13 protein-coding genes are annotated in these 12,266 nt (G+C 59.4%); 7 read left to right on the forward strand and 6 right to left on the reverse strand.

Annotation, left to right across the window (positions count from 1 at the left end; translation table 11 throughout):
* Nucleotides 1-4: 4 nt before the first annotated feature.
* The 4 genes from VIL80_RS13975 to VIL80_RS13990 all read left to right on the forward strand — a co-directional run bounded on the left by VIL80_RS13975 (nt 5) and on the right by VIL80_RS13990 (nt 2,323).
* A complete protein-coding gene (locus tag VIL80_RS13975) occupies nt 5-166 on the forward strand; it encodes a CorA family divalent cation transporter (RefSeq protein ID WP_332036719.1) in 162 nt (53 codons plus the stop codon).
* A gap of 120 nt (nt 167-286) precedes the next feature.
* The gene (locus VIL80_RS13980) at nt 287-934 is read left to right on the forward strand and encodes a hypothetical protein (RefSeq protein ID WP_332036708.1); all 648 of its coding nucleotides are present in this window, start codon (nt 287-289) and stop codon (nt 932-934) included.
* Nucleotides 935-1,120: 186 nt separating this feature from the next.
* Nucleotides 1,121-1,678: a cytochrome b gene (locus VIL80_RS13985; protein ID WP_332036709.1), complete on the forward strand. Its 558-nt coding sequence runs from the start codon at nt 1,121-1,123 to the stop codon at nt 1,676-1,678.
* 78 nt (nt 1,679-1,756) lie between these two features.
* Nucleotides 1,757-2,323, forward strand: coding sequence for a YceI family protein (locus VIL80_RS13990; protein ID WP_332036710.1), 567 nt, complete (start codon nt 1,757-1,759; stop codon nt 2,321-2,323).
* A gap of 74 nt (nt 2,324-2,397) precedes the next feature.
* Here VIL80_RS13990 and VIL80_RS13995 read toward each other — a convergent pair whose 3' ends face one another.
* The 6 genes from VIL80_RS13995 to ectA all read right to left on the reverse strand — a co-directional run bounded on the left by VIL80_RS13995 (nt 2,398) and on the right by ectA (nt 8,890).
* The gene (locus VIL80_RS13995) at nt 2,398-3,816 is read right to left on the reverse strand and encodes a sodium/proline symporter (RefSeq protein WP_332036711.1); all 1,419 of its coding nucleotides are present in this window, start codon (nt 3,814-3,816) and stop codon (nt 2,398-2,400) included.
* A 62-nt stretch (nt 3,817-3,878) separates the two neighbouring features.
* Nucleotides 3,879-4,889, reverse strand: coding sequence for a TPR end-of-group domain-containing protein (locus tag VIL80_RS14000; RefSeq protein WP_332036712.1), 1,011 nt, complete (start codon nt 4,887-4,889; stop codon nt 3,879-3,881).
* On the reverse strand, nt 4,877-6,322 hold the full coding sequence (locus tag VIL80_RS14005; RefSeq protein WP_332036713.1) for an aspartate kinase: 1,446 nt from the start codon (nt 6,320-6,322) through the stop codon (nt 4,877-4,879). Before VIL80_RS14005 ends, VIL80_RS14000 begins: the two co-directional genes overlap by 13 nt.
* 103 nt (nt 6,323-6,425) lie before the next feature.
* Complete coding sequence (locus tag VIL80_RS14010) at nt 6,426-6,830, reverse strand: ectoine synthase (RefSeq protein WP_332036714.1); 405 nt, start codon at nt 6,828-6,830, stop codon at nt 6,426-6,428.
* Between the two features lie 56 nt (nt 6,831-6,886).
* Complete coding sequence (gene ectB / locus VIL80_RS14015) at nt 6,887-8,215, reverse strand: diaminobutyrate--2-oxoglutarate transaminase (protein WP_332036715.1); 1,329 nt, start codon at nt 8,213-8,215, stop codon at nt 6,887-6,889.
* A gap of 63 nt (nt 8,216-8,278) precedes the next feature.
* Nucleotides 8,279-8,890 carry a diaminobutyrate acetyltransferase gene (ectA, locus tag VIL80_RS14020; protein ID WP_332036716.1) on the reverse strand — a complete coding sequence of 204 codons (612 nt, stop codon included), beginning with the start codon at nt 8,888-8,890 and terminating at the stop codon, nt 8,279-8,281.
* 479 nt (nt 8,891-9,369) lie between these two features.
* Here ectA and VIL80_RS14025 point away from each other — a divergent pair, with 479 nt between their 5' ends.
* The 3 genes from VIL80_RS14025 to VIL80_RS14035 all read left to right on the forward strand — a co-directional run.
* The gene (locus VIL80_RS14025; protein WP_332036720.1) at nt 9,370-9,882 is read left to right on the forward strand and encodes a MarR family winged helix-turn-helix transcriptional regulator; all 513 of its coding nucleotides are present in this window, start codon (nt 9,370-9,372) and stop codon (nt 9,880-9,882) included.
* Nucleotides 9,883-10,402: 520 nt separating this feature from the next.
* Nucleotides 10,403-11,404, forward strand: a complete 1,002-nt coding sequence (locus VIL80_RS14030; RefSeq protein ID WP_332036717.1) for an FHA domain-containing protein — start codon at nt 10,403-10,405, stop codon at nt 11,402-11,404.
* A gap of 101 nt (nt 11,405-11,505) precedes the next feature.
* Nucleotides 11,506-12,266, forward strand: a 761-nt coding sequence (locus VIL80_RS14035) for a serine/threonine-protein kinase (protein ID WP_332036718.1), incomplete at its 3' end; no start/stop codon positions are given.

The following is a 12,266-nucleotide window of genomic DNA, read 5'->3' on the forward strand; positions in this document are numbered from 1 at the left end:
CGCGGTGGTTTTCCTGCCGCCGACCATGGTGGCCAGTATCTACGGCATGAACTTCGAACATATGCCCGAACTGCAGTGGCTGCTGGGCTACCCCTGGGCACTGTTGCTGATGCTGATGGCGGGCATGGCGCCCTACCTGTATTTCAAAAAGAAGGGCTGGTTGTAACCGCCCAATTGACCGCCAACTGCTAACCTTAATGGGTGGCAGAAATCGCAGGGAAGCGGGGCGATCATGGCAACGGCGAGCGGTAAACGCACAGGAAAACCAAGCGACAGACCATTCCACATGCGCCGCTGGCTCAGTATCCAGCAGGCCGTGGATCACCTGAGTGCCCTGTCGGAAGAACCGCTGACCAGCGATGACCTCGCCCGCCTCGCCGAAGACCACCAGCTGGACCTTTACTGGTACCGCCCCGGACAACAGCTCCGCTACCTGGACCAGCCAGGAAAGCCCAACATCGTTCTCAAGCACCCCCTGCGCCTCAGCCCCACCCACAACAGCGACTGGCGTGCAATCGTCGGCATCCTGCGCCAGCGCCCCGCGCTGCCGGCGGAAGAAAACGACACCCCCACCCTCGAAGATACCGACGGCAACCGCCTGCGCATCACCTTCGATTTCCGCAATCGCCCCGAGCCCTACAGCAGCCGCTGGTACCCCAATTACGGCGAACTTGTGGTGCGACGCCGGGACCTGGAGCGATTGGAAAACGAATTGTTCTCCGCGGAAGACGAACCACCACTGGCACCGGACCTGCTGCTGGACGTGATCTGGCAACTGGAACAGATGGCGATGGAAAACGGCCGCGGCGACCATACACCGGTACACGACCTGGACTGGCTCACCCACCAGCTGAGTGACCGCTCACACCTGGACCCGGTACTGCTGGGCAAAATACTGCACGCCGCGGAGCGCCAGCACAGCACACACTACTGATCTCCTGCGCAACTCCCCCTGCTGATCTTCTATTTCCCAGCATAGGCAGGTCCATTGGCGGTCAAAAACCAGCCAAAATTTTCACCTGTGCGAATTTTTCGAAAAATAGTTCCGGCTTTTTGTGCTATTCCGGCGCCATAGAATTTTTATAATGCGACTCTTCAAAAAACATTGACGGAGTCAGACGTGCAGACTCGCAACACTACATCCCACTATGGCTGGGTGGCCGTCGCTTTTCACTGGCTGATGGCGCCGGCCATCATCGGCATGTTCGCCCTGGGCTGGTGGATGCGCGGACTCGGCTATTACGACCCGTGGTATCGGCAGGGGCCGGATATCCACAAGTCCGTGGGTATTGTGCTGTTGATCCTGCTGGTTGCGCGGTTGCTGTGGCGCTGGGCCAATGTGAGCCCGGCCCCGGAGCCGGCACCACGCTGGCAGCAGCGCGCTGCCGGTGCTGCACACTGGTTCCTCTATGCCCTGCTGCTGATGATTTGCGTCTCCGGCTACCTGATCAGCACCGCCGATGGGCGCGCGATCGAAGTGTTCAACTGGTTCCCGGTGCCGGCGACCTTGCAGGGGCTGGAAAATCAGGAAGATATCGCAGGTGTGATTCACAAGTATCTGGCGTGGACACTGATGGGGCTGGTGTTGTTGCACGGTATTGCGGCTTTCAAACACCATTTCGTCAATAAAGACAGAACACTCAGAAAAATGCTTGGGCTGGCGCCGCGACAAGGTTGAGGCCGCGCAATTGATTTCTCTCAATGAAGTGATTGCTCACATTTAATTTACTCGAAACCAACCAAAGGAAACCGAGCCATGAAAAAACTTGCTGTTCTGTTGTTTGCCGCCCTGGTAGGCACCACTGCCCAGGCCGCCATTTACAAAGTCGATACCAAGGGCGCGCATGCGTTTGTCCAGTTCCGCATCAAGCACCTGGGTTACAGCTGGCTGTATGGCCGCTTCGACAACTTCGATGGCAGCTTTTCCTATGACGAAGCGAAGCCGGAAGCCTCTTCCATTGAGATGACGGTGGACACCACCAGCCTGAACAGCAACCACGCAGAGCGCGACAAGCACCTGCGCGGCAAGGATTTCCTGAACGTGGACAAGTTCCCCACTGCCACCTTCAAGAGCAGCAGCTTCGAACCGAAGGGCGAGGGCAAAGCGCTGCTGAAGGGCGACCTGACCCTGAACGGTGTGACCAAGCCTATCTCCATTGACGTGTCCGAAATCGGCGGCGGCAAGGATCCCTGGGGCGGCTACCGCCAGGGCTTCACCGGCAAAACCGAATTCAAACTGAAAGACTTCGGCATCGACTACGACCTGGGCCCGGCATCCCAGACTGTTGAGCTGATTCTGGATGTGGAAGGTATTCGTCAGTAACGCTCTAGTTGCTATCGATTTCCATCTCACAGGATGGACGAGAAACCCGGCCTCAGTGCCGGGTTTCTTGTTTTTCAGGCACTCGCGGCTTTTCCCAGAGGCTCCCGAACCACCAGGCGCCCAACCACAAATACCAGCAGCCCCGCCAGGATTCCGGGCATTCCCTCGTAAACATGCGCGTGCCAGCCGACCCAACGCCACACCAGCGCGGTCAGTAACCCCAGCACACTCATCACAACTGCCAGCCTTTGCGAAGGTTTGCCGCCCGCAGCCAGCACCATCAGCAACGGTGCAAACGCCGAGGCCAGCGCCGACCAGCTCATCACCACCAGGCTGAACACACTCTGTTTGTTCAACAGTGCCCAGCCCACCGCCGCCGAAGTTATCCCCAGGGTGGCGAGTTTCAGCATGCGGGTGTTTTCCGTGCGCTGCGGTAGCAAATCGTGGGTCAGTGCCGCCGAGCAGCTCAGTACCAGGGAATCCGCCGTGGACATGGTTGCGGCAAAAATGCCCGCAAGCACCAGCCCCACCAGCACCGGCGGCAACAACTCCATCGCCATCATCGGCAGCGCCAGCTCCGCATCGAAAGCGCCCGCATCACTCAGCAGAATGCGCGACAGCATCCCCACACCCGTCGCCATAAAATAGAACACCGTAAACCACAGGTAGTACCAGCAGCGCGCGTGCAGCATGCGGCGGGAATCGTTCAGGGCCATAAAGCGCACCATCACATGGGGCTGGCCCACCACCGAAATACCCGCAAACAGCCAGCTCAACGCAAACAGGATGCCGCCCGCCAGCCCTGGCAGTAACAGGTCCTGCGGATACCAGTTGAGGTATCCCTCTACCTGCCCCATCGCCTGCCAGGCCGCAGCGACACCGCCGACCGATTGTGTGGCCACAAACAGCAGCAGTCCCATCGCCACCACCATCACCAGCGACTGTGCCGCGTCGGTCCAGATCGACGCGCGAATGCCGCCGGCGAGGCAGTAGGCCGCGACGATCACGCCGCCGATCACCGCGCCGCTCCAGATGGGCATATCCAATACCACGTACAGCGTCTTGCTGCCCGCCACCAGCTGCGCGCTGGCGTAGGCCAGCAGGAACAACAGCGAGAGCACACCGGCGAGTTTCTGCCACACCCCGAAGCGTGTGCCCTGCCAGCAGGCGAGCACGCCGGCGTAACTGGATTCACCACTGCGCTTTGCCGCCTCACGCAGGTTTTTGTGCATCCACAGGGAGCCGAGAAAATCCCCCAGAATCCATCCCAGCATCAGCCAGATCGAGGCGAGGCCGGTGGCATAGGTGTAGCCGATCACACCGATAAACATGTAACCGCTGTTGTTGGTGGCCACTGCAGACAACCCCACCAGCATCGGCGACACGTCCTGGCTGGCGAGGTAATAGTCTTTTTTTGTACCGCGGCTTTTGCGGTAGGAGCTGATGCCGACGGCGGCAAACAGGCTGAGAAAAAACAGGAAACTGAGCAACATGAATAGGCCCCCGGACAATTGGCTTTTAATCGTTATATTTTTTGAATGACGGCAGTGTGCCGTTAATCGGCATCTTTCGGTTTTGGCTGTTCCGGCTGGATGCCCATCAGCTGGGCAAACTCCTTGCGGGTATAGAGCGCGTTGAACGCGGGATCCTCCAGCGCCTCGTCGCGGTAGGCCGGTGAAATGGCGAGCGCTTCTTTCAGGTAGTTGATGGACTCTTCCCACTGCTCCAGGTAGGCGTAGGCACAGGCCAGCTGGTAATAGGCATTGCCGTTTTCGCCGTCGATCTGCAGCGCCTGCAGGCACAGGTTGATGGCCCACTGCGGCTCATCCAGTTCCAGTACCGCATCCGCCTTGTAGGTCAGCGCCTCGCCGTCGTCCTGGCGCAGGTTCAGAATCTGGTCGTACACCGCGATTTTTCCGGTGGGCGTCTGCTCGCGCCCGGCGCGCAGCCACAGCGAGTGAATTTCCCGGGTCAGCTCGATTTCATCGCGGTTGTTCTCGATGTGCTGGGTTTTCTCCGACAGCTGCTCCTCGATACTGCGCAGGCGCGCCTCGTACTGCTCCACCAGCTTGGAAATTTCCTGGTTGGCGAGGGTGTGCACCTTTTCCTTCACATCGCGAATGGAGGTCCAGCCCATGATCACCAGCAGGGAGCTGAAGCCGGCAATCAGGTAAAAGAAATAGGTGATGGTGTCGGTGGCGTAGGTGATGGCCTTGTCGGCGGCACTCAGCTGGCGGTCGACGATATTTTCCGTCAGCGACACTTTCTGCGCGGCCATATCGATGCGCAGCTGTTTCAGTTCGTCGAGTACATAGCGCTCGATAAACGCGGAATACAGCGGCTTGTCCAGGTTATCCACAGCCTCTGCAACCTTGTCCAGTTCCTGCTGTTTTTGCTGGTTCTGCGCTTTTTCTTCGCTGGTGACGGGAGGCGGTGGCGGAACGTCCGTTTTATTCTGAGCGGTAACGGGAGTGGCGGGCAACAGCAATAGCGAGGCCACAACGCAAGCTGCCGCCAGCAAAGCCGGCGGCAGCAGCGGAAGCCTGTTGGGTATCAGGCGGCGCATATGGCGTCGCCATGCTCGTGCACTTCCACCAGCGCGGCGTGCAGGCTTTTGACGGCGCTTTCGTAATCGCACTCATCAATGACGAACTGCATGTCCACCTGGCGCATACACTGGTGCACGGCGAGGATGCTGATGCCGGAACCCGCCAGCGCGCAGACTGCGCGCGACAACATGCCGGAGACCTGCATATCGCTGCCGATGGCAGAAACCACCGCCACCTTGCGCACCTGGATATCGCAATCCGGAAAGCGCTCGTTGATCGCACTCTTGATCCGCTTCACGGTCTTCAGCGTGCTGGCGAGGTAGTGGGTGATGGTGTTGGCGTTGATGTCCTTCGTCACCACGGCGCCCTTGAAGCGCGCGATGGTGTCGTTGATCGCCCGGTCGTAACTGGTCATGCTGCCCATCATGTCCTGATCGAAACATTCAACAGCATAGATGTTTTTACGCCCCGCAATGATCTCCACCCGCGGTGTGTCGCTTACATAGTCGCCGGTAACCAGGGTGCCGCGGTGTTCCGGTTCGAAGGTGTTCATCACCCGCAGCGGAATCGCATTCTGGCGCAGGCCTTTTGCCGCGCGCGGATGAATGGCTTCCATACCGAGATTGGCGAGCTGGTCCGCCACATCGTAATTGGTGCGACCGATGGGCACCGCCTGCTCTTCACCCACCAGGCGCGGATCGGCACTGCTCAGGTGATACTCCTTGTGGATAATCGCCTCGCTGGCGCCGGTCAGTACCGCGATACGGCTGAACGTCATTTCGCTGTAACCGCGCGCGAAGGTTTTCATCAGGCCATCGGCGGTGTGGGCGTAGCCGGTGGCGATGGGCAGCTCACGGGCAAAATCCACATCCGCAAACGCCTGCTGGATACGGTCATCCAGGGTTTTGTGTTCACCATCGCGCCAGCCGGTGAGATCGACGAAGCGCGCATTGACCCCTTCCTGGCGCAACAGCTGCACCGTGTTCCAGGCGCTGTGGGCCTCACCGAGACTGGCGAGCATTTCGCTCACCACATCCAGATGCCCTTCCAGCGCAAAATGGCCGTGCTGGCACACGCGTTCGAGATCCGCGAGGCAGCGCGCGGCGTCGTCCAGGCGTTCGCCGATAAACGCGTTGGCCTTGGCGAGGGTGACGTCGTCCGCGAACAGCGATGCGTTGATTTCCTGCATGCGCTGGCGCACGCCGGCCATGGCGTCGGACCACTCGCGCTCGTCATCGGCACCGGCGAACAGCGCAAACACGCCCGGGCGCCCGGATTTTTTGTGCTCCAGCAGCATGTCGGTCATGCCGCCGTAGGCGGAGACCACAAATACCCGCCGGTACAGACCTTCGCCTTTTGCCCGGCCGTTTTTGAAAACAATGTTGTCGCGTACCGCGCGGTAGTCACTCATGGACGTACCGCCGATCTTTTCTACCGTATGCGTCTTCATGAAGTCCCTGCGTTGACCATCTTCGAATTTCGGTTTCGCCGTTGCGGCGAAATAGTCCCGGCTAGTGCCCCAGAATTCCGCCGCCGCACTGAACATGGCCACGTTATTTTTCGTCCCGTACCTCTTCCGCATCCAGCTCGTAGGCGCCTTCCGCGTTGTGTACTTCCTTGCCGTGCAGCGGCGGGTTGAACACACAGGCCATTTTCATTTCGGTCTTGCCCTTGAGTACGTGCTTGTCGTTCTGGTCGAGCAGGTAGATGGTGCCCGGGGTAATTTCATGCACCACGCCATCGGCCTCGGCCATTACCGAACCCTCACCGGAAATGCAGTACACCGCTTCCAGGTGGTTCTGGTAGTGCAGGTGCAGCTCGGCACCGGCGTAAATGGTGGTGATATGGAAGGAGAAACCCATGTTGTCGTTTTTCAGCGCCAGGCGGGTGCTCTCCCAGCCCTCGGAAACGATACGGCGCTCGGATTGTTCGGCTTCTTGCAGTCTTCTTACGATCATTACTTAACTCTTTTCGTTACTGGTTGCGTTGTGTTTGCCGGTGCGCGGTGCCCGGATCAGGCGGCACCCGCCAGGGTGGTGGTTTGCACGTCTTCACTGCTGGCAAAGAAATCGTGTTCCTCCGGAACCTCTTCGCCCTTCAACACCTTGGCCACCGCGGCCTCGACGATATCCAGCGCCTTTTTCAGGTTGTCGTCGCTGATGGTCAGCGGGCACAGGGTTTTCACCACATGGTCGTCGGCGCCGCTGGTTTCGATGACCAGCCCGTTGCGGAAGGCCTCACTGGTGATCTTGTCGGCGAGCTCGCCGCTCACGCAGTTGAGACCGCGGAACATGCCGCGCCCGCGGGTGGTCATGTTGCCGTCGCCGTACTTCTCGACAATGCGCTGCAGGCGCTGCTCGATGTAGTCGCCCTTGCGCAAAATTTCTTTGGAGAACTTGTCGTCGCTCCAGTAGTGGTTGATCGCTGCGGTGGCAGTAACGAAGGCAAGGTTGTTGCCGCGGAAGGTGCCGTTGTGCTCGCCCGGTTTCCACTGGTCCAGCTCCGGTTTCATCAGCACCACCGCGAACGGCAGGCCGTAACCGCTGAGGGATTTGGACAGGGTGACGATATCCGGCTGGATTCCCGCCTCCTCAAAACTGAAGTAACTGCCGGTGCGGCCACAGCCCGCCTGGATGTCGTCGACGATCAGCAACACGTCGTGTTTTTTGCACACATCCTGCAGGTTGCGCAGCCACTCCACACTGGCGGCATTGATACCGCCCTCGCCCTGTACGGTTTCCACCAGCACCGCGGCGGGATGGTCTACACCGCTGGAGGAATCGCTCAGCACCTTGTCGAGGTAGGCAGTGGTGTCGATGTCATCACCCAGGTAGCCCTCATAGGGCATACGCGTCACACCGCTCATGCTCACACCGGAGGCGCCGCGGTGGTGGGAGTTACCGGTGGCCGCCAGTGCACCCAGGCTGCAGCCGTGGAAACCGTTGGTGAAGGAAATGATGTTTTCGCGGCCCTTGTATTTGCGCGCGATCTTCAGCGCCGCTTCCACCGCATTGGTGCCGGTGGGGCCGGTGAACTGCATGACGTAGCTCATGCCGCGCGGTTGCAGAATTTTTTCGTAAAAGGTTTCCAGGAACTCACGCTTGGCCTTGGTGTGCAGGTCCAGGCCGTGGGTAATGCCATCCCGCTGGATGTAATCCAGCAACGCTTCTTTGAAAACAGGATTGTTGTGGCCGTAGTTCAGGGTGCCGGCACCGGCGAGGAAATCCAGGTACTGGTTGCCCTCCTCGTCGTATAGGTACTCACCCTGCGCCTTGTTAAAAACCCGCGGGAAAGCGCGGGCGTAGCTCATTACTTCAGATTCGATCTCATCAAAAACTTTCATGTCGACAACCCCTAAGTGGTGATTGAGTTAAATGCGTAAAAATTAGAAAGGCGGAAACGCGAATCAGCGCGCGGCGAACGGCCCGATGCGCAGCAGTATTTCGCTGTCGTGCTGACCGTTGAAGTGGCGCTCGCGGTCGAACATCACCGAATCCGCACACTTCGCATCGAGCCTGCGCGCGAGGCTGCGAAACAGTGCCCAGGAGGCGGCGTTGTCCGGGGTGATGGTGGTTTCGAGGTGGCGAACCTGCGTGCACGCGGGGCGGGCGAGAATTTCGCGCAGCATGCGCCCGGCGAGGCCCAGTCCGCGCCCCTGCTCCGCCACCGCCACCTGCCAGATGAACAAAGTGTCGGGGCGCTCGGGGACGAGGTAACCGGAGATGAAACCCACCAACTCGCCATCCAGTTCCGCGGCCACACTGGTGGCGGAAAAGTGGCTGGCCTGCAGCAGGTTGCAATAGAGGGAGTTGGTATCCAGCGGTGGGCAATTGCCGATCAGCCGGTGCACGGCGGCACCATCCTCGCTGAGCGGGCGGCGCAGCAGAATCCGGGGAGCCTCACGCTCTATCCCCCGGGGCTTTCGGAGTTGGCCCCGCTGCGCCTCGTTTACCTTGTCGTCAATTGAATCGTCTTCTTTTAGCTCGCTGCTGGCACTCAAACCAATACCTTTAGTCATCAAAATGTTAAATCAGAGTCACACTTCAGAAAAAACCGCCAAAAAATGCTATTGCCCGCAACAAAGATCGAACATAAGCCAATTAACGCTGAAAATTTGACCTGACCCGCCAAAAATTATTTACTGATCTAAATATTTAAATTCATAGTACTCTAAACATTTAGGAGGGTTCAAGGCCAAGACTCATGCAACACGATCAAAATACGATCAATCGCAGCGAAGCCAGTGGCACCCGCAACCACCGCAAGGCCAGCAATCACGGGGGCTCGCGCACCACCGACGGGCAGCGGGCACCAACACCGGGCACAGGGAAAAAAGAGACGCAGAAATCCACCCGAGGCGACTTGCGCGCCCCGACCACAACGGAAAACCGCAGAAATCCGGGTATCGGATTTGACAAAAGCAGCGCAGAACCTAAAGTCGGGCGCGGGCGCGATTACCACCGCGCCTGCCACCGTGAAATCGAGACCCTGCTGCTGATGGATAAGATCGAAGAAGTACTCACCACCCTGCGCCGCCTGATCCGCGCCACCGACCTGCACTCCCGGCAGCTGGTAAAAACCGCCGGCCTCACCGCGCCGCAGCTGTTATTGATGCAGGCAATTCGCGAGCACGGCCAGGTGACCATCGGCGCGCTGGCGAAGGAGATCAGCCTCAGCCAGGCCACCGTCACCACCATTCTCGACCGCCTGGAAAAACGCGGCCTGGTGTACCGGGAGCGTTCCGAGGAAGACAAACGCAAGGTGCACGCCTACCTGACCGAAAAAGGCATGGAGATCATCCGCGACGCCCCCACCCCGCTGCAGGATCACTTCGTCAAGCAGTTCCGCGACCTGCGCGAGTGGGAGCAATCCATGATCATCTCGTCGCTGCAGCGGGTGGCGCTGATGATGGACGCCGAGCATATCGACGCGTCACCATTTCTGGACGTGGGCGACCTCGACCGCAAAGACGGACGCAACCTGCCGGAAGAAGACAACACGGAAGAATAAGAAAACCGCGACGACTACTGACAACGATTGCCGCCGGCACTGGATGATTGGCGCGCCACTTAATTCCCGATAAACAGGGACAGGGACGCCCGTGCAAATTTGGTTACAATTCGCATCCGGTCATTGCATTCGGCTCGCAGTCCGGTATAAATGACCCGGCAACACTATAGTGGACGCTCGACCATTGGTTAGCGAACACTGACTCAAGACAGCGGCGCAAAGCTCTGTCGCGGCAACAAGAATGAGAGGTTGCGCACTTTGCCGATTGCGGCGAATGATGTAGCGACCCCACACCGCGACCGCGCCCCGGCGAAAAATAATTTGGTCAGTGAGGGCCCGCAGCAACACGGGCTCCGGTCACGTATTTAGGCTCGACTCCTGACAAGTTTCCGTGCACACGGCTGTGCGCGAAAACAACTATTCCGGCCGCCCTGTCTTGATAACTCCTGCATTCGCACCCTTTTGCGGCACTGCGCCGCGCTGGATTTAACGATGCAGTTTTTTGGGGAAGGGACTGAACATGGCTTGTTTGCAACATCCTGACCGGGATCAACCCGTCTTTCTGATGGCGCACCACACCATTGGCCGCCGCCAGGGGGTTGCCGATACTCGCATCACCCTGCCGGAAATTTCCGGTATTCACGCCGCCATTCAATGGACCGGCAGCCACTGGATCATTCGCGACCTCAGCCGCAACGGCACCTGGGTGAATGGCCAGCAGCTTATTCCCGCAAAAAACCAGCCACTGCAGATCGGTGACAAGATCACCTTTGGTCGCGCCAACAATTCCGTATGGAAAGTGGAGAACCTGGACCCGCCGGAAAACCTGCTGATCGATATCCACAGCGGCGAAGCCACGGCACTCGAGTCCTATCACCTGCTGCCGGACGAACACGACCCCATCGCCAGCCTGCACTTCAACCCGGTCAATGGGGTGTGGATCTTTGAACTGCTCGACGGCTCGGAAAACAGCAGCACCGCCAAACTGGTACGTCACGGCAACCGCATCGACTGCGCGCGCCACAGCTGGGAACTGTTCCTCGGCAACAGCCAGAACACCACTACCGAACTGTCGTTCCAGAATCTGTGCGTGTCGGATTTCCGCCTGCGCTTTTCCGTCAGCCACCACGAAGAACATATCCAATTGCAGCTGGCGCGTGACGACTCGCGCCTCGACCTGCCGGCACGCACCCACAATTACCTGCTGCTGTACCTGGCGCGGGCGCGTATCCGTGATATCCAGCGCGGCATCGACCACGCCGACCAGGGCTGGGTGTCCGCCGATCTCGCCACCCGCGAGCTGGGCATTACCGTCAATCACCTGAACACCCAGATCTTCCGCGCGCGCAAGCAAATTGCCGACAGCCTGCCGGACGCCATCGACACCTCGCGCCTGGTGGAGCGCCGCTCCTACGAGATGCGCCTGGGCTGTTACCTGTTGGATATTTTCAAGGGCTCGCAAAAAGAAGAGCTGGAAGCCAGCACCGGGGAATACGCAATCCCGGAAGTGGAAACCAACTAACGGACAACGCATACAGGCAGAAAAAACCGACTCTGCAGGGAACGGACTTTCATCCAAGGACGGCGGTTTACCAGTAAGAAAAAAATTACCGCAGTCACAACATGCAATCAGAGCAGTTACCTTTTTACATTGGCCGCTACCGCGCCACCACCCGCTTGGGCTCGGGGGGTATGGGCGTGGTGTACCTCGCCACCGACGAGCGCCTGAACCGCCAGGTGGCCATCAAGAAACTGCTTCGCAACCCCAACAGTAGCAATGCCGGCGAGCGCATCCGCCGCGAGGCCCTGCTGCTGGCGCAACTCAACCACAACAACATCGTGCAGCTCTACGATGTGGTGGAGGACGAACACGGCATCGCGCTGGTGATGGAATACGTCGATGGCTGTAGCCTCGACCGCTGGCAGAAAGAGCGCAGCCCCGACCTCGCACAGAAGCTGCAACTGCTGAAGCAGATCTGCGCCGGCCTCACCCGCGCCCACAGTGCCGGCATCATCCACCGCGACCTCAAGGCCGAGAACATCCTGGTGGACAGCAGCGGCACCATCAAGATCACCGATTTCGGCATCGCCAAGAACTGGCAGGAAGACAGCGGCCTCACCCGCGAGCAGCACGTTGCCGGCAGCTGGGGCGCCATGTCGCCGGAGCAGGCCCAGGGCAAGCCCTTGGATAACCGCAGCGACCTGTTTGCCCTCGGCGTGCTGGCCTACCGCCTGCTGTGCGGACAGAACCCGTTTGGCGACAACAACAGCCCCTACGTCATCGTCGATCGCATCGTCAAAAGCCCACACCCGCCGGCAGCAAGGCTGGCACCGGAACTGCCCCAGGCCCTGTGTGCGCTGCTGGATCGCCTGCTGGCGAAAAC

The organism is Microbulbifer sp., assembly GCF_036563125.1.
In the GTDB taxonomy this organism is placed as follows: Bacteria; Pseudomonadota; Gammaproteobacteria; order Pseudomonadales; family Cellvibrionaceae; genus Microbulbifer.